Origin of the sequence: Haematobacter missouriensis, assembly GCF_000740775.1 — a bacterium.
GTDB classification, from domain to species: Bacteria; Pseudomonadota; Alphaproteobacteria; order Rhodobacterales; family Rhodobacteraceae; genus Haematobacter; species Haematobacter missouriensis.
Genome location: NZ_JFGS01000015.1, coordinates 78,302 through 95,659, shown reverse-complemented (window position 1 = coordinate 95,659; position 17,358 = coordinate 78,302). Strand labels below are relative to the sequence as shown.

At 65.8% G+C, this 17,358-nt stretch carries 14 protein-coding genes; 2 read left to right on the top strand and 12 right to left on the bottom strand.

The window, feature by feature from the left end:
* Positions 1–606, bottom strand: a 606-nt coding sequence (locus tag CG51_RS10700; protein WP_051930416.1) for an NADPH-dependent FMN reductase, incomplete at its 3' end; no start/stop codon positions are given.
* A 170-nt stretch (positions 607–776) separates the two neighbouring features.
* Between CG51_RS10700 and cobT the strand changes: the two genes are divergently transcribed.
* Positions 777–2,669 carry a cobaltochelatase subunit CobT gene (gene cobT / locus CG51_RS10695; protein WP_051930414.1) on the top strand — a complete coding sequence of 631 codons (1,893 nt, stop codon included), beginning with the start codon at positions 777–779 and terminating at the stop codon, positions 2,667–2,669.
* A 156-nt stretch (positions 2,670–2,825) separates the two neighbouring features.
* Positions 2,826–4,628 carry an aminopeptidase P family protein gene (locus CG51_RS10690; RefSeq protein WP_035744770.1) on the top strand — a complete coding sequence of 601 codons (1,803 nt, stop codon included), beginning with the start codon at positions 2,826–2,828 and terminating at the stop codon, positions 4,626–4,628.
* Between the two features lie 3 nt (positions 4,629–4,631).
* On the opposite strand, the gene recN is transcribed toward CG51_RS10690, so the two are convergent.
* The 11 genes from recN to murG all read right to left on the bottom strand — a co-directional run bounded on the left by recN (position 4,632) and on the right by murG (position 17,356).
* Positions 4,632–6,284 (bottom strand): DNA repair protein RecN, encoded by a 1,653-nt coding sequence (gene recN, locus CG51_RS10685; RefSeq protein WP_035744767.1) that lies wholly within the window; start codon positions 6,282–6,284, stop codon positions 4,632–4,634.
* Between the two features lie 25 nt (positions 6,285–6,309).
* The gene (locus CG51_RS10680) at positions 6,310–7,158 is read right to left on the bottom strand and encodes an outer membrane protein assembly factor BamD (RefSeq protein WP_035744765.1); all 849 of its coding nucleotides are present in this window, start codon (positions 7,156–7,158) and stop codon (positions 6,310–6,312) included.
* 180 nt (positions 7,159–7,338) lie between these two features.
* The gene (lpxC, locus tag CG51_RS10675; RefSeq protein ID WP_035744810.1) at positions 7,339–8,259 is read right to left on the bottom strand and encodes a UDP-3-O-acyl-N-acetylglucosamine deacetylase; all 921 of its coding nucleotides are present in this window, start codon (positions 8,257–8,259) and stop codon (positions 7,339–7,341) included.
* A gap of 250 nt (positions 8,260–8,509) precedes the next feature.
* A complete protein-coding gene (ftsZ, locus tag CG51_RS10670) occupies positions 8,510–10,201 on the bottom strand; it encodes a cell division protein FtsZ (protein ID WP_035744763.1) in 1,692 nt (563 codons plus the stop codon).
* Positions 10,202–10,375: 174 nt separating this feature from the next.
* A complete protein-coding gene (gene ftsA / locus CG51_RS10665; protein WP_035744761.1) occupies positions 10,376–11,710 on the bottom strand; it encodes a cell division protein FtsA in 1,335 nt (444 codons plus the stop codon).
* On the bottom strand, positions 11,707–12,594 hold the full coding sequence (locus tag CG51_RS10660) for a cell division protein FtsQ/DivIB (RefSeq protein WP_233141258.1): 888 nt from the start codon (positions 12,592–12,594) through the stop codon (positions 11,707–11,709). The genes ftsA and CG51_RS10660 overlap by 4 nt, the downstream gene beginning before the upstream one ends.
* The gene (locus tag CG51_RS10655; RefSeq protein WP_088233518.1) at positions 12,582–13,493 is read right to left on the bottom strand and encodes a D-alanine--D-alanine ligase; all 912 of its coding nucleotides are present in this window, start codon (positions 13,491–13,493) and stop codon (positions 12,582–12,584) included. Before CG51_RS10655 ends, CG51_RS10660 begins: the two co-directional genes overlap by 13 nt.
* Before the next feature lie 80 nt (positions 13,494–13,573).
* Entirely contained in the window at positions 13,574–14,509 is a 936-nt protein-coding gene (gene murB / locus CG51_RS10650; RefSeq protein WP_035744801.1) for a UDP-N-acetylmuramate dehydrogenase, read from the bottom strand.
* 36 nt (positions 14,510–14,545) lie between these two features.
* Positions 14,546–14,779, bottom strand: a complete 234-nt coding sequence (locus tag CG51_RS20400) for a DUF2484 family protein (protein ID WP_035744758.1) — start codon at positions 14,777–14,779, stop codon at positions 14,546–14,548.
* 25 nt (positions 14,780–14,804) lie between these two features.
* Positions 14,805–16,247 (bottom strand): UDP-N-acetylmuramate--L-alanine ligase, encoded by a 1,443-nt coding sequence (murC, locus tag CG51_RS10640; protein ID WP_051930411.1) that lies wholly within the window; start codon positions 16,245–16,247, stop codon positions 14,805–14,807.
* On the bottom strand, positions 16,244–17,356 hold the full coding sequence (murG, locus tag CG51_RS10635) for an undecaprenyldiphospho-muramoylpentapeptide beta-N-acetylglucosaminyltransferase (protein WP_035744756.1): 1,113 nt from the start codon (positions 17,354–17,356) through the stop codon (positions 16,244–16,246). The genes murC and murG overlap by 4 nt, the downstream gene beginning before the upstream one ends.
* Between the last annotated feature and the right edge of the window lie 2 nt (positions 17,357–17,358).

Genomic DNA, 17,358 nt, shown 5'->3' with positions numbered 1-17,358 from the left:
GCCTGGCCGGATAACCTCGGAATCTGCAGACCGCGCCGCCATCGTCGCTTTTGCCCACCAGGCCATATCATCCAGCAGACCCTTGGCGGAGGGCTCGAGATGGGCGGAAATGGTGGACATTTCGCCGTTCTGGCCAAGCGGCGACACAGCAAAGAAATCGCCGCCCCCGATATGCACCGCATTGCGCACCGGCACCATCTGCAGCTCTACCCCGATGCCACGCAGATGTTCGATGGCCCGCGCGGCCCCCACACCGCCGTAGCCGACCGCGCCCATCGGCTTGTGGATCCACTCCACATAGGCCTGATCCAGCGCGTTCTTCAGCGATCCGGTCACCGAGTGGTTGTATTCAGCCACGACGAAGATGTAGCCGTCGAATTCGGCGATCTTCTTCTGCCACGCTACCGCTTTCGGATCCTGCGACGGAACCCAGGCGTTGCTGGCGACCTCATGGAAGAACGGCAGGTCATAGTCCCGCAGATCCACGAGTTCGACCTCGAGATCGTCGCGTTGACCGGCGATTTCCATGAACCACGCGGCAGGCTTGTCCGCGAAGCGGGTGGGGCGCGTCGATCCGATGATGACGGCGATCTTCGGCTTGGTCATGTCACACTCTCCAAAGTTGACAGAATTTCCTTTAGTGACCGACGAACTGTCGCCTCGCGGCTCAGAGAGCGCAAGACGGCACCTGTACGTAACCGAGGCGCGGCACGGAAACCGCCGTCACGTGCCCACCGGGCCTTGCCGCGGGGCAGACGCAGTGCTTTATCTTTGACATGAGCAAGCGCAACGACAACCCCGCCGATCCGTTCAAGAAGGCCTTGGCCGAAGCGACCCGCACCATGGCGGCGGACCGCGATCTTGCCGTGACCTATTCGGTCGACCCTCCCGGCCAGACGAAGGAAGGGGTCAGGCTGCCGCAGATTTCCCGACGCGTGACGAAGGATGAGGTGCTTCTCGCCCGGGGCACCGCCGATGCATTCGCGCTCCGCCATCGTTATCACAATACCGGAACCCATGCCCGCTACCTTCCGCAAGGGGATATGGCCCGCGATCTCTACGATGCCATGGAAACTGCGCGGACGGAGGCCATAGGGGCGCGGGAAATGCCCGGCACAGCCAAGAACATCGACGCCAAGATCGGCCATGAGGCAGAGCGGAAGGGCTATGGCCAAATCCGCGATGCAGCAGATGCGCCGCTGGCGCAGGCTGCGGGCTATCTCGTCCGCCATCTCGCGACCGGGCGACCGCTGCCGCCCGCCGCGGCCAATGTGATGGGCCTGTGGAGGGGTTTCATCGAGAATCAGGCGGGTGGGCAGTTCTCCGACCTGCAGGACGTGCTGGCGGATCAGGCGGCCTTCGCGCGTCTGGCGCGGCGGGTGATCTCGGATCTCGGCTACGGCGACCAGCTCGGTGACGATCCCGACCTCGAGAACGAGGATGAGGAAGACAGCGCGGAGACGGAAGACGATCAGGACACGCCTGAAAGCGAGGGCGACAATCAGGAGGAGGGCGAGGAGAACGAAGCCAGCCCCGAGCAGTCTCAGGAGCAGCAGCAGGATGCCGCCGAGGCGCAGGTCTCCACCGAACACGACGCCGATGGCGAGATGACTGAGGAAGCGGAGATGCCGGACGGCGAACCGCCGACCGAACCGCCGCCCCCTGCTCCGCATTCGGAAGCCGATCCCGGCTACAAGGTTTTCACCACCGCCTATGACGAGGAGATCAAGGCGGAGGAACTGGCTGATCCGGCTGAACTGGAACGGCTACGCGCCTACCTCGACCAGCAACTCGAACCGCTGAAGGGAGCCGTTTCCCGATTGGCCAACAAGTTGCAGCGCCGCCTGCAGGCCCAGCAGAACCGCTCCTGGCTGTTTGATCTGGAGGAAGGAACGCTCGATGCCGGGCGGCTGGCGCGCGTCGTGGCGAACCCCACGATGCCCCTCTCCTTCAAGCAGGAGAAGGACACCGAATTCCGCGATACGGTCGTGACGCTGCTGCTGGACAATTCCGGCTCCATGCGCGGGCGGCCCATTTCCATTGCCGCCATCTGCGCCGATATCCTCGCCCGGACGCTGGAACGCACGCAGGTGAAAGTGGAGATTCTGGGCTTCACCACCCGCGCATGGAAGGGTGGGCAGAGTCGGGAGGCGTGGTTGGCAGCGGGCCGCCCGCCGCAGCCGGGACGTCTGAACGACCTCCGCCACATCATCTACAAATCCGCCGATTCGCCATGGAGGCGTACGCGCGAGAATCTCGGCCTGATGATGAAGGAAGGGCTGCTGAAGGAGAATATCGACGGTGAGGCGCTCGAATGGGCGCATCGGCGACTGGCCGGACGGCCAGAGATGCGTAAGATCCTCATGGTGATCTCCGACGGCGCACCCGTGGATGATTCCACGCTCTCCGTGAATCCCGCGAATTATCTTGAAAAACACCTGCGCGACGTAATTGCGATGGTGGAGCGCAGGAAAGCGGTGGAGCTTCTGGCCATCGGCATCGGTCACGACGTGACACGCTACTACAATCGTGCCGTCACGATCACCGATGTGGAGCAGCTTGCAGGTGCGATGACGGAGCAACTGGCCGCGCTGTTCGACGCCGACCCCCGGGCGCGGGCACGGGCGAAACTTCCCGGCGGCGGAGGGCGATTCGTCCGTCGGGCCTGATGGCAGACCCACACATGTAGCCATTCACAGTCGGCGCTGGCGTCCGCGCCGGCGCCTGTTACATCATTGACCCGGCTCTCGCCTTGTCCGCCCCGCCGGCACCGCGCTAGACAGGGGCGCGTCGGTTGGAGGCGCGGTTAGGCCCGGGGGAGTCCCATGTTCCAGAGTTTTGATGCGCCTACGTCGCCCGAGCAGGGCCCGCCCCGGATCGCCGCCCTGCGCAAGCTCCTGGCGACGCGCGGAATCGACGGTTTCATCGTGCCGCGCGCTGACGTTCATCAGGGCGAGTATGTCGCCGATCATGACGCGCGGCTGGCATGGCTGACCGGGTTCACCGGTTCCGCCGGCTTCGCGATCATCCTTCCCGAGATCGCTGGGGTATTCATCGACGGACGCTACCGAGTGCAGGTAAAAGCGCAAGTCGCCCTCGACAGCTTCACTCCCGTCCCGTGGCCGGAGACGAAACCCGGTGATTGGATACGCACCAACCTGTCACGGGGACGGGTGGCGTACGATCCTTGGCTGCACAGCCGCGACGAGATCGACCGGATCACCACCGCGCTGGCAGGATCCGAGGTAACACTGGAGCCGACGGACAACCTCGTTGACGCCATCTGGTCCGATCAACCCGCCCCGCCGCTTGGCCGGATAGACGTGCAGCCGGAGGCACTGGCGGGCGAAACCAGCGCGGAGAAGCGCGCCCGCCTCGCCGCGGCGCTGAAGGAGGCCGGGCAGAAGGCCGCGATCCTCACGCTCGCTGACAGCATTTCATGGCTTCTGAACATCCGCGGCCACGATATTCCGCGCAACCCGGTCGTCCATGCCCTTGCCATCCTTCGTGATGACGGACAGCTCCGGCTCTTTGTCGATGACCGGAAGCTCGACGCCGACCTGCGCAAGCACTTGGGGCCGGAGATCAGTGTTGAACCGCCGGACGCCTTTGCCGCCGCTCTGGACAGCCTGGAGGGCCCTGTCCGCGTCGATCGGGCCTCCGCTCCCAAGGCGGTGTCGGACCGGCTCGCAGCTGCAGGTGTGGAGATCGTCTGGGCCCCGGATCCCTGCATCTTGCCGAAAGCCCGCAAAAACCCCGCAGAGATCGCCGGAACGGCGGAGGCGCATCTGCGCGACGGGGCGGCAATGTGCGCGTTCCTCGCGTGGCTGGACGCGGAGGCACCGAAGGGGACGCTGACGGAGATTGCCGTTGTCTCCGCGCTGGAAGGCTTCCGCCGCGCGACCAACGCGCTCCGCGACATAAGTTTTGACACCATCTGCGGCGCGGGGCCTAACGGGGCCATCGTGCATTACCGTGTAACGGAAGGCACGGACCGTCCGGTGAAAACCGGAGAGCTTCTGCTGGTCGATTCTGGCGGACAATATGTGGACGGCACGACCGACATCACCCGCACCGTCGCAGTCGGACAGGTGGGGGAGCCGGAGAAGCTTGCCTTCACCCGCGTACTGCAAGGCATGGTGGCCATCTCCCGCGCCCGGTGGCCGCGCGGATTGGCGGGGCGGGATCTGGATACGCTGGCGCGGATGCCGCTCTGGCTCGCCGGGCAGGATTACGACCACGGCACGGGGCACGGGGTTGGTGCATTCCTCTGCGTACATGAGGGGCCGCAGCGCATCTCCCGCATCTCGGAAGTGCCACTGGAGCCGGGCATGATCCTGTCCAACGAGCCGGGTTACTACCGCGAAGGCGCCTTCGGCATTCGCACGGAAAATCTGCTGGCGGTTGTGGAAGCCCCCCCTATCCCCGACGGAGACGACCGTGCGATGCTCTCCTTCCGCACCCTCACCTGGGTGCCGATCGACCGACGGTTGATCCTGCGCGACATGCTCTCCCCCGAGGAACGCTTCTGGATCGACGCCTATCATGCGGAAGTATTGGAGCGCATCGGGGAGCGGGTCAGCCCGGAGACGCTGGATTGGCTGCGGAGGGCGACAGCCCCCCTCTGATCGTCAGGGGGAGAGCAGCGCCCGCGCCGCATCGCGCGCCGCATCGGTCACCACATCGCCCGCGAGCATGCGGGCGATCTCGTCCACCCGCGCCTCCGCGCCGAGCGGCGTGACCGAAGACAGCGTCACGCCGCCTTCCACCCGCTTTTCCACCCGCCAGTGCTGCGCGCCATAGGCCGCGACCTGCGGGGAATGGGTGACAACCAGCACCTGCGCCCCCTCCTCCGCCAGACGGTGGAGACGGCGCCCGATGGCATCGGCGGTGGCGCCTCCCACGCCCCTGTCGATCTCGTCGAAGATCAGCGTCTGCCCGCCTGCCTGCCGGGTCAGCGACACTTTCAGCGCGAGGAGGAAACGCGAGAGTTCGCCCCCCGACGCGATCCGGTCGAGCGGACCCGCCGGTGCGCCTGGGTTCGTCGCCACGGTGAAGGTCACGGCGTCCCGTCCCTCCGGACCGGGATCGCCCTCCTCCACCACGGTCGTGAAGACCGCGCGCTCCATGCGGAGTGGGCGCAGCTCCTCCGCCATGGACAGATCGAGCCGTGTCGCGGCCTCCCGCCGTCGGGCAGTGAGCGTCCGGGCGGCAGCGTCATAGGCCAGACTCGCCGCCTCCACCTCCGCGGCCGCTCGGAGAAGCGCCTGATCCCCCTGATCCACGGCAGCCAGCCGCGCCCGGATCGCCGCCGCCAGCGCGGGCAGGTCGTCGGCCAGAACTGCATGTTTGCGCGACAGCGCACGGATAGCGAAGAGCCGCTCCTCCAACGCTTCCAGCGCGCCGGGATCGAAATCCAGCACCTCCAGACAGCGTTCCACTCCGGACTGCGCCTCCGCCAGTTCGGTAAGCGCGCGTCCCAAGGCGGCGACAGTCTCCTCGAGAACCCCCTCTACCTTGTCTGCCGCCCCTTCCAGCCAGCGGAGCGCATCCGTCATCGCGCCCTCCGCCCCCTGAAGGCCGAGCGCGTCGCCCGCGCGGGCTACATCGGCACGGATGCGTTCAGCCCCCTGCATCATGCGGCGGCGGGCGTCCAGATCCGCCTCCTCCCCCACTTCCGGGGAGAGGTGCTCCAGCTCAGCGTCGGCGTGGCGTAGGAACTCCTCCTCCGCCTTGCCCGCCGCAAGTGCGATGGTCGCGGCAGCCTCCGCCTGGCGCGCGGCAGCGAGCCGCCGCCAAGCGATACGGACTGCCTCCACCTCCGGCGTGAGACCTCCGAAATCGTCCAGCAGCCGACGATGCCCACGGGCATTGAGCAGACCCCTGTCATCATGCTGGCCATGCAGCTCAACCAATGTCTCCGACAATGCGCGAAGCAGCTCGGCCCCGGCACGGCGGTCGTTGATCCACGCGGTCTTACGACCGTCCGGCATGTTCACGCGGCGGAGGATCAGTTCGCTGTCGTCGGAAAACCCGGCCTCCGTCATAACCGCCCGCGCAGGATGCCCGGGGGGCAGGTCAAAGACCGCGGTCACCTCGCCCTGCGCGGCGCCCTGCCGCACGAGTTCCGCCCGCCCGCGCCAGCCCAGCACGAATCCCAGCGCGTCGAGCAGAATGGATTTGCCTGCGCCAGTTTCGCCCGTCAGCACATTGAGGCCAGGATGGAACGTCAGCTCCAGCCGGTCGATGATGAGAATGTCGCGAATATCGAGTCCGCGGAGCATGGTTCCCCCCAGCCCGCGCGGCCCGTCAGAGCCACTCCCCGCGGATCGTCTGCCGATAGATTCGCGACAGCCAGCTATCGCCCCGCATTTCAGGCTCCAGCCCGCGGCCGCGCAGGAGTGCGTAGCTGTCCTGATAGAACGGGCTGGACTGGAAGTTGTGCCCCAGAATTGCGGCCGCCGTTACCGCCTCATTCTCGAAGCCGAGCGCGAGATAGGCCTCCACCAGACGGTGCAGCGCTTCGGGCGTATAGGTCGTGGTCTGGTAATCCTCCACCACCGCCCGGAACCGGTTGATCGCGGCGGTATAATGTCCCCGGCTCAGGTAGAAGCGACCGATCTCCATTTCCTTCGCCGCCAGATGGTCGAAGGCGAGGTCAAACTTCATCATCGCCGATTTCGCATATTCGCTGTCGGGATATTTCTCGATCACGTCGCGAAGAGATTGTAGCGCCTGGAAGGTCAGCCCCTGATCGCGGCCAACGGCCCCGATCTGATCGTAATAGCTGAGCGCGAGAAGATACTGCGCATAGGCTGCGTCCTGATCGCCGGGATAGAGATCGACGAACCGCTGGGCCGCACCGCGCGCATTCTCGTAATCACGCGCCTGATGGTAGGAATAGGCCTCCATCACCAGCGCGCGCTTGGCCCATTCCGTATAGGGATAGAGCCGCTCGATCTCCGAGAAGTAATGCGCCGCATCCTTCGGCTTGCGGTTTGTCTCAAGCTCATACTCACCGCGCTGGTAAATCTGCTCCGCGGTGAAATTGTCCAGCGGCACATCCGTTCCCGAACCGCCATTCCCCGAACAGCCCGCGAGAATCGTCGCCAGCATCATCGACCCGACGAGAATCGCTCCCCGCTTGCAGCCTGCCATGATCCTGAACCTCATTCACTGCCCCACGGGCGATGCGCTTGCCGGTTTGCCGCCCCCTTGTCGGGTCGTTGCATCCCGTTTCGCCGCCTGTTTCCCGTTGGTCCTAACATAGAAAAATCCGGGGCGCAAAATGGCAATCGACCCCCGGCGTGCCGAGGGTCAAAAGCGTGATCTTCAGGTTCAGATGAGAACGGGCACGTCGGTGCGCCGCACACCCACACCCGGCAGTTTTCCGCCTGTGACGCCTTCGGCCACATCAACCATCCGATAGGCGAAGGGATCAGCGAACAGCGCCCGAAGCAGCTTGTTGGTGAGGGCATGGCCACCGCGTTGCGACGTGTATTTGCCAAGAATCGGTGCCCCCGCGAGAGACAGATCGCCAAGCGCGTCCAGCATCTTGTGGCGGACGGCCTCATCCTTGTGGCGCAGGCCGCCGGGCGACAGGACCTTGTCGTCATCAAAGACGACGGCATTCTCATACGTCCCACCAAGCGCCAGACCATTGGCCTGCATCCGCTCCACATCGTCCTGACGGCAGAAGGTGCGGCTGTCGCAAAGTTCCCGCACGAAAGCACCGTTAGACATGTTGAGCGCCTTTTCCTGACGGCCGATTGCCGGCTCGGCGAAATCGATCGTGAAGTCGATCTCCAGCATGTCGGCCGGATCCAGCCGCGCCCACGCCGCGCCGTTGTGCACTTCGACGGGTTTCAGGATACGCAGCGCACGCACCGGGACCGCAAGCTCGCGCAGGCCGCGGGACAGGATGCCCTTCACGAACGGCTGCGCCGAGCCATCCAGAATCGGCACTTCCGGCCCATCGATCTCCACCAGCGCATTGGTCACGCCGCACCCTGCGAGAGCCGCCATCACGTGTTCGATGGTGGAGACGGACGCGCCAGAGCGGTTGGCGATCAGGGTGCAAAGCTTCGACGGCACCACCGCATCCCAGCGGGCCGGGATCAGGTTGTCACCTTCAACATCGGTCCGGCGGAACCAGATCCCGTATTCGGCGGAGGCGGGATGGATCGTCATGCGCACAGGACGACCGGAGTGGAGACCCACGCCCGTGAATGTCACCTGAGATTTGATCGTCGTTTGCACTTCGTTCATCCTTCTACACGCCGGGATCACAAACGCCTGTTTGCGGTCGATCCGACAAGCATGGAGGTAAGGGCTTGATATCCGGACCTCAATTCACTCTTTGCTACCTCGTGTAACAGACGGCGTTACACATCGCGCAAACCCGCCGAGCAAGCGGCGCATATTATTTAAATACTTGAAAACACAAATAAAAAGAGAGCCGAATTGTTTCGGCCCTCTCAAGTTTTGTTCACGAAGTTTCTTGGTTTATTCAGTTCGCCTGACGCCGCAGGAAGGCCGGAATCTCGATCCGCTCCTGCTCGGGCGACATGTTCGGCTCTTCCTCATAACCCGAAACCTGCGGCTGCTGGCGGGGTTGTTGCGGCGCGGGGCGCTCGGCCGGAGCGGCTGCCTCACCATGTCCGGTCATCCGGTTGATGAAGGAGCTTATCCCCATCCGCGGGCGTTCTGCAGCCGGGGCAGGTTGAGCCTGCTGCGGGCGCTGCGCCACCGGACGGGCGGCGGCCTGCGGAGCGGGTGACTTGCTTACTGCCGCATGAAGACGCGCAAGCGTCTCCTCCGAGGGGGTGCCCGCAGGACGTGCGCCGCGGGGCGCGACGAAGGCCGCCGGGTCATCATTGACCGGATAGTTCCGCGCGGCCTGCGGCTGGTAGGCAGGCTGCGGTTGATAAGCGGGCGGCGGCAGGTCGTCCGCCTCCTCATAACGCTGCTGCGGTTCTTGCCGGGCAGCATATGCGTCGAAACTCGGCTCCTGCGGCTGGCGCGACGGCTGCGGAGCCGGACGCGGCGCCCGGGCAGCAGGCTGCGGAACCGGTTGTTGAGACGCATGCAGCTGCTGCGGCTGGGGGCGCTCCCGCGCGGCTGGCTGCTGCGGGACGAATTGCGGTGTGTGTTGGACAGGCTCAGCTTGTGCCTGCTGAGGCGCGAGCGGCGCGGCAAGGCTGCGACGCGGCACGGGCAGTTCCGCGGCCGCCGGGGCGGCGTCGATACCGGTTGCCACGACCGAGACACGGATCCGGCCCTCCATCGTCGTATCCAGCGTGGATCCGACAATGATGTTTGCGTTCTGATCGACCTTGTCGCGGATGATGTTCGCCGCTTCGTCCAGTTCGAACAGCGTCAGATCGTAACCGCCGGTGATGTTGATGAGCACACCCTTCGCACCGTTCAGGCTGATCTCGTCCAGCAGCGGGTTGGCGATGGCTTTCTCGGCGGCGTGGATGGCGCGATCCTCGCCCTCCGCCTCACCGGTGCCCATCATGGCTTTGCCCATTTCGTCCATCACCGCGCGAACGTCGGCGAAATCGAGATTGATGAGCCCCGGGCGGACCATGAGGTCAGTCACGCCCTTCACACCCTGATAGAGCACGTCGTCGGCCATCTGGAACGCTTCGGTGAAGGTCGTGCGCTCATTGGCCAGGCGGAACAGGTTCTGGTTCGGAATGATGATCAGCGTGTCGACGACCTTCTGGAGGTTCTCGATCCCCTCCTCGGCCTGACGCATGCGCTTATTGCCCTCGAACTGGAAGGGCTTGGTCACGACACCGACCGTCAGAACACCCAGCTCACGCGCGGCCTGCGCGATGATCGGGGCGGCGCCCGTTCCGGTGCCACCACCCATGCCTGCGGTGATGAAGCACATGTGTGCGCCGGCAAGATGGTCAACGATCTCCTCGATCGTCTCCTCTGCCGCGGCGGCGCCGACGGGCGGACGCGCACCGGCGCCCAGACCTTCCGTCACCTTCACGCCCATCTGGATGCGTGCGGTGGATTTCGACTGCTGAAGCGCCTGGGCGTCGGTGTTCGCGACGACGAACTCCACACCCTCAAGCTGCTTCTCGATCATGTTGTTGACGGCGTTACCGCCTGCCCCGCCGACGCCGAACACCGTGATACGCGGCTTCAGCTCTTCTTGGTCGTTGACCGTCAGGTTCAATGTCATGGTTCTGGTCCCGCCTGCCTGTGCCGGCTCATGGCCGATTTTTTCCCGCACGTTACCTAAAGGCTACAGTGTGTGGCAGCGAAGGTCACGAAAAAAACGCGGTTTTCCTACAAAATCTGGCCTGCCGCGCGGGGGCGGCAAGCGGGATTTCGCCTACGACGCATGATGTAGCGGTTACCAGTTCTCGCGGAACCATTTGACCGCGCGGCGGAGGGAACGCGCCGGGTAGCGACCCATCGGAATATCGAAATCCCACCATTCGTCCTGCGGGTGAGTCGCAAAAAGGCACAATCCCACGGACGAAGCGAAGGCCGCGCCCGTTGCCGCCTGCGGCAGGCCCTGCACACGGAGCGGACGGCCAAGACGCACCTGCTGGCCAAGGATCCGCGCGGCCAGCCCGTCGATCCCCGGCATCTGGCTGCATCCGCCGGTAAGCACGATCTGCCGGGAGGGAAGATGCTCGAAACCCGCGGCATCGAGACGCGCGCGCACTTCTTCCAGTATCTCTTCCATCCGCGGGCGGATGATGCCGATCACTTCGGAGCGGCTGACGGTCCGGCGATCCTTCTCCCAGTCGCCGGAATCGCCACCGATCTCGATCATCTCGCGGTCATCGACCCCCGTTGCCACGACGCCGCCGTGGAAGGTCTTGATTCGCTCCGCCGTGGCATGCGGGATGCGCAGACCCTGTGCGATGTCGGAGGTGACGTTCTCCCCCCCCATCCTCACGCTGTCGGCGTAGATCATGTGGCGCTTAAGGAAGATCGACAGCCCCGTGGCGCCGCCGCCCATGTCGATACAGGCTGCACCCAACTCCTGCTCATCTTCCACCAGCGCCGACATACCGGAGACATAGGCGGAAGAGGCGATCCCCGCGAGTTCCAGATCGCAGCGTTTGATACAGTGGAGCAGGTTCTGCACGGCCGCGCCCTCCACTGTCAGAAGGTGCATGTCGCAGGCCAGCCGCCGCCCCATCTGCCCGCGCGGATCGGCAAGGCCGGAACGGTGATCGAGCGCAAAGTTCACCGGCTGGGCGTGCAGCACCTCGCGACCATGGCCGATGGGTGGCACCTCGCAGGCGGACAGCACCTGGGCCACGTCTTCCTCCGTGACCAGGCTGTCGGAAACCTCCACCTCGCCCGCCAACCCGTAGGAGCGAGGCTCCCCTCCTGCAAAGCAGGCAATCACATGGTCCACACGCACATTGGCCATCTTCTGGGCGGCGGTGACAGCGGTGCGGATCGCGCGCTCCGTCTCCTGCATCGCGGCCACCTCACCGTAGCGCACCCCGCGAGAGCGGGTGGTGGCGGCACCGATGATGCGGAAGGAGGACTGGCCAGCCATCGACCCCACGCCATCCTGCTCACGGAAGCTGTCCGGCCCGTCGAACCGCAGCACCACGCAGGCGATCTTGGAGGTGCCGATGTCGAGAATCGCCACGACCCCCCGCTGCATGGCCGCCCTGCGCATGTTCCGCATCGCACGTTGCGATTGATAGAGGTCGGTCAATGCAGGGCTCCCTTGGTCTGGCGTGTATTGCGTGCAGTAAGGCTTGCCCCCTGCAGCGCTGCGATTGCTTCTTCGGAAAGGCGGAGGGTGGGGCGGCGCCCAATGCGCATGTCCACAACCGTCACATCGCGGTCCAGCAGGTCCTCCGCCTGATCAAGCGCGATGACCCGTTCCAGCGCGGCAACGGCATCCTGCTCGGGCAGCATGATTTCCTGCCCGCGGTCGAGCACGAGGTTCCAGCGCCGCTCCCCGATCCGGACGAGTCCGCGGATGCGCGTGCGCAGCGGCTCAGCCGCGGCAAGCAGCCTCAGCGCTTCCGGCACTACATCCTGAACACCCGGACCGGCAATCAGCGGCAGGTCCGGCCGGTCGATGCGGTTCTCCAGGCCTGCCACGCGATGGCCTGCCTCATCCAGCAGCACGAGGTCATCGGCGTTCCGCCAGACGACGATCGGCAAGCGTTCCGTTACCGCGACTTCCAGGGTTCCCTCCGGGCGCACCCGGACATCGGCACGGCGCACGGCATCCAGCTCTTCGGCCTTGGCGCGAAGCCCGGTCAGATCCAGCGCCAGCGACGACACGGGAAACTGGATAGCCAGCCCGGAACGGATCGCCTCCGCAGTCTCCGGCGAAGCGCCGCTCACCGTGAGGCGGACGAGCTGCAATTCCGGGCGGCTCTCGATTCGGGCGCGAATGTCCTGAACAACCCCCGCCACTTGAGCGCGGCGATCCGCACTGGAGAACCAGATACCAGCCACCGCGGCGACGAGAAGCACGGGCACGCCCGTGCGTATCAGGCGGCGGTAAAGCGGGGTCAGCCAGATCCGCTGAAGGCGGTAGGCGATACGGGATGGGGCCGGGTCGCGGCGCATCACCGATCGCACGAGGCATCCTCCACGATCCACCGGCACAGCTCCGGGAAGGAGATGCCCCGTGCCGCCGCCTGTTCGGGCGCAAGCGAGGTGGGCGTCATGCCGGGCTGGGTGTTCGTCTCCAGAATAACCAGCCCCTCGACCCCGCTGGAGTCGTCCCAGCGGAAATCGGAACGGCTGATCCCACGGCATCCCAGCACTCGATGGGCACGGAGCGCATAGTCGAGACAGGCATCCGCCACTTCGGCAGGAATATCGGCAGGCACGACGTGACGCGATCCGCCGGGGCGGTACTTCGCGTCGTAATCATACCATCCCTCGGTGATGATATCGGTCACGGCCAACGGCTCGTCGCCCATCACCGCGACCGTCAGATCGCGCCCGGGCACATAGGCTTCCAGCATCATCGTGCCGGAGACACCGGCCAGGGCAGGCGGCCCGTTGTTGGCGGCTGCAACGATATGGATACCGACGGACGATCCTTCGTTGTGGGGTTTGACCACATAGGGTGCGGCCATCATGTGACGCTCGCGCACTTCCTCCGCCGTGGCGAGGCAGCTTTCCACCACAGGCAGGCCAGCGACGGCGAAAGCGGCCTTGGCCCGGATCTTGTCCATCGCCAGTGCAGACGCCAGCACGCCGGAATGGGTATAGGGAATTCGCAGCCATTCGAGCAGGCCCTGAACACAGCCGTCTTCCCCCCAGCGGCCATGCAGGGCGTTGAACACGACAGCAGGACGAATGACCTCAAGACGCGCGGCCAGATCCGGCCCCGCGTCCACCTCGACCACATCGTAACCCGCCACCCTCAGTGCGCCGGCGCATTCACGCCCGGAGACAAGCGACACCTCCCGCTCCGCGGAAGGCCCACCCATCAGTACCGCCACCTCGGGGGCTGCCCTGCTCGACATGCCCCACCGCCTCGTCCGGGCTTTCGCCCTGTTATCAGGGGGTTATCCCCCTTTTGGTTATTGGCCGGCCCAAGGGGCCGTCAACCGCCCGCCGGTTTTCCGACGCGCATGATTTCCCATTCTAGCCACAAACCGCTCGATTGGAACACCCTATTTCGGACCTCCTCGCCCAGCCCCTCCAGATCGGCGGCATTCGCCCCTCCAGTGTTGACGAGGAAATTGGCGTGTTTCGGGCTCATCTCCGCCCCGCCCCGCCGCGCGCCGCGCATGCCGGCGTCGTCGATGAGCTTCCACGCCTTCATCTCATGGCTGTCGTCGGCACGACCCGTGGAGCTCGCGCCCGACGGATTGCGGAATGTGGAACCGGCCGTCCGCTCCTTCACCGGCTGGGAGGCATCTCGGCGGGCGACCTGCTCCGCCATCAGCGCCTCCAACGTCGAAGGATCGCCGGAAGGCGCGCGAAAGGTGGCGGAGACGATCACCGCGCCCTCTGGCAGAAAGGTCTCCCGATAGCCGAAGGCAAGTGCCTCCCGCCCCAGAATCACCCGATCGCCGTTGCGCAGGATCGCCTGCGCGCTCAGGAAACGGTCGGCGACATAGGTGCCATAGCAGCCCGCGTTCATGCGCACAGCACCGCCGATGGAGCCGGGAATGGTGCGCAGGAACGTCAGATCCAGCCCCGCCGCGGCGGCCCTCCGGGCGACATGGGCATCAAGAGCCGCCGCTCCCGCTGTGACGGTGCCATCCCCCGTCTCGATTCCATTGAACCCCCGTCCCAGGCGGATCACCACCCCCGAGATGCCGCCGTCCCGTACGATGAGATTGGAGCCGACGCCGATGGGAAAGACCGCAATCGTCGGAGGCAGCGCGGCGAGGAAGCCGGAAAGATCCTCTACATCCGCCGGCTGGAACAACCAGTCCGCCGGACCGCCGACGCGGAGCCATGTCAGATCCGCCAAGGGACGAAAGGGGGTGAGCGTGCCGCGCACGGCGGGGAGGGGAAGCGTGTCGGTCATGGCGATCCCATAGCGCGACAAGCCCCGCCGCTCAACTCATCCGTCAAGGCGGCGACGCGGTGGCCGCTGGGTCATCGCCATGACCGCCATGCCGATCCCGAGCGCGACAAGCCCCAGCACCGGCCCGCAGGAATGGGTGAGGAGGCCTAGCACCGGAATGCCCGTCGCCAGCAGCGCCAGCACGACCCGCCGCCGCCCTCGCCAGCCACGCCGCGCCAGCACGGCCGCCAGCAGGAGCCACAGGGCAGACAGCAGGAAGGAGAAGGTCATGTCGCCATGGCTGCGGCCATCCCCCTCAGGCCCGTGCGCGAAGAGGCATGACGCGCGCTCCGCCCTGCCGGCCTTCCAGACGCGCAGGCAGGCCATGCGCCCAGCCGGAGATGGAACCCGCGCCCAGCAACACCACCATGTCGCCGGGACGCCCCTGCTCCCGCACCAGCCGGGCCAGATCATCCTCGTCCAGAATGGCGCGGGCATGACGGTGGCCATGCGCGATCAGCCCTGCCACGAGGTGATCGCGGTCGGCACCTTCCACAGGCTCCTCGCCCGCGGAATAGACATCGGTGATGCCGACCACGTCAGCGTCGTTGAAGCAGGTACAGAATTCTTCGAAGAGGTTGTGCAGCCGGGAATAGCGGTGCGGCTGATGCACGGCGATCACGCGGCCTTTCGTTGCCTGACGCGCGGCCTTCAGCACGGCGGCGATCTCCACCGGATGGTGGCCGTAATCGTCGATGATGGTGACGCCGTTCACCTCGGCGACCTTGGTGAAGCGCCGGTTCACACCGCCAAACGCCGCCAGCGCCGTGCGAATCTCGTCCTTCTTCATGCCCAGGTGGCGCGCCACGGCGACAGCCGCCAGCGCGTTGGACACGTTGTGCTCGCCCGGCATGGGCAGGGTGCAGCCCTCGATCAGCCCGCCTTCCTCATTCTGGAGGAGGATGTCGAATGCGGCGGTCCCGTTTTCATACCGCAGGTTCACCGCCCGCACGTCGGCCTGCGCGTTGAAGCCGAAGGTTACGACCTTGCGATCGGTCACACGGCCCACCAGCGCCTGAACCTCCGCATGGTCGGTGCAGCACACCGCGATGCCGTAGAACGGAATGTTGGTGACGAAATCGTAAAACCCCTTCCGCAGCGCGTCGAAGGTGCCCCAGTGCTCCATGTGCTCCGGGTCGATGTTGGTGACGATAGCGATGGTCGCCGGAAGCCGGTTGAAGGAGCCATCCGATTCGTCCGCCTCCACCACCATCCACTCGCCCGCGCCCGCCCTCGCGTTGGAGCCGTAGGCGTGGATGATGCCGCCGTTGATGACGGTCGGATCGAAGCCACCCTTGTCGAGCAGCGTCGCGACCATCGTGGTGGTGGTGGTCTTGCCGTGGGTTCCCGCTACGGCGACGTTCGAGCGCAGCCGCATCAGCTCCGCCAGCATTTCCGCCCGCCGCACGACCGGCAGGTTGCGCCGCCGCGCCTCCTCCAGCTCGGGGTTGCCGCGCTTGATGGCGGAGGAGATGACAACCACCGCGGCCTCACCGATATTCTCCGCGCGCTGCCCCTCGAAGAAGGTCGCTCCCAACCCCACCAGCCGATCGGTGATCTTGGATGCCTTGGCGTCCGACCCCTGCACGGTGTAGCCGAGCGTCATCAGCACCTCGGCAATGCCCGACATGCCTATCCCGCCGATACCGACGAAGTGGATGGGGCCGAGTTCGAGCGGCAGCTTGGTGGCAGCGTTCATCGGTTCTTTCCTTTGTTGGCGATCGCTTCGACCAGGGTGACGAGCCGTTCCGTCGCATCGGGGCGGCCTTCGCCCCGCGCGGCATCGGCCATGGCTTCCGCACGGGCAGGGTCCGACAGGACCGACGCTATCTGCTCCGAAAGCGCGGCAGGCTCAAGCCGGGATTCGGGAATGACGATGGCGGCACCCGCTTCGGCAAGCCCGCGGGCATTGGCGGTCTGGTGATCCGCAGCGGCAGCGGCAAAGGGGATCAGCAGCGACGGCCGACCGATCGCCGCGATATCGGCGACAGACGACGCACCGGAGCGGGAGATGACAAGCTGCGCCTCCTCGATCCGCCGGGGCACGTCGGTGAAGAAGGTCTGGACCTCGGCCACGACGCCCGCCTTGCGGTAGGCCTCCACCACGCGGGGCAAATCCTCCTCCCGTGCCTGATGAGAGACCGAAAGCCGGGTGCGCAGCCGCTCTGGCAGCCGGGCAATGGCCTCAGGCACCACATCCGACAGAACGCGCGCCCCCTGGCTGCCACCGATGACCAGCAGGTGGATCACCCCCTCGCACGGAGGGATATAGGAAGCACCGACCTTCTCCCGCACCGCCGTGCGCACGGGATTGCCGGTATGCACCCCCTCCACCCCCGAAGGCAGAGCAGTGGGCCGCGTGCCACAGGCCACGGCATCCACCCGCGAAGCAAAGGCCGTGTTCACCTTGCCCAGAACGCCGTTCTGTTCATGGATCATGCGCGGCAGACCAAGCAGCCATGCAGCCCCGAGCGCTGGAATCGTCGGATAGCCCCCGAAGCCCACCACAACGGCGGGCCGGTCGCGGCGGAGCGCCCGTGCGCTTGCCAGCACGCCGCCCAGAATGCGGAACGGAGTCGCGGCCTTGGCCAGCGGCCCTCCGCGCGCGAAGGTGGCGGAGCTGACCTCCTCCACCGGAACGGCCTGCGGAAAACCGGCGGTATAGCGCGCACCCCGCGCATCGGTGGAAAGCTTGACCCGCCAGCCTTTCTGCACCATCGCCTCCGCCAGCGCCTGCGCGGGGAACATGTGCCCGCCGGTGCCGCCTGCCGCGATGAGCAGGAGCGGTGATGCCTCGCCGGCGACCATGG

Coding starts and splice junctions, on each gene's coding strand:
- murC (WP_051930411.1), bottom strand. CDS start 16,247: ATGAACGCTGCCACCAAGCTGCCGCTCGAACTCGGCCCCATCCACTTC.
- CG51_RS10655 (WP_088233518.1), bottom strand. CDS start 13,493: ATGTCGAGCAGGGCAGCCCCCGAGGTGGCGGTACTGATGGGTGGGCCT.
- murG (WP_035744756.1), bottom strand. CDS start 17,356: ATGGTCGCCGGCGAGGCATCACCGCTCCTGCTCATCGCGGCAGGCGGC.
- ftsZ (WP_035744763.1), bottom strand. CDS start 10,201: ATGACATTGAACCTGACGGTCAACGACCAAGAAGAGCTGAAGCCGCGT.
- CG51_RS10690 (WP_035744770.1), top strand. CDS start 2,826: ATGTTCCAGAGTTTTGATGCGCCTACGTCGCCCGAGCAGGGCCCGCCC.
- recN (WP_035744767.1), bottom strand. CDS start 6,284: ATGCTCCGCGGACTCGATATTCGCGACATTCTCATCATCGACCGGCTG.
- murB (WP_035744801.1), bottom strand. CDS start 14,509: ATGACCGACACGCTTCCCCTCCCCGCCGTGCGCGGCACGCTCACCCCC.
- cobT (WP_051930414.1), top strand. CDS start 777: ATGAGCAAGCGCAACGACAACCCCGCCGATCCGTTCAAGAAGGCCTTG.
- CG51_RS10680 (WP_035744765.1), bottom strand. CDS start 7,158: ATGGCAGGCTGCAAGCGGGGAGCGATTCTCGTCGGGTCGATGATGCTG.
- CG51_RS20400 (WP_035744758.1), bottom strand. CDS start 14,779: ATGACCTTCTCCTTCCTGCTGTCTGCCCTGTGGCTCCTGCTGGCGGCC.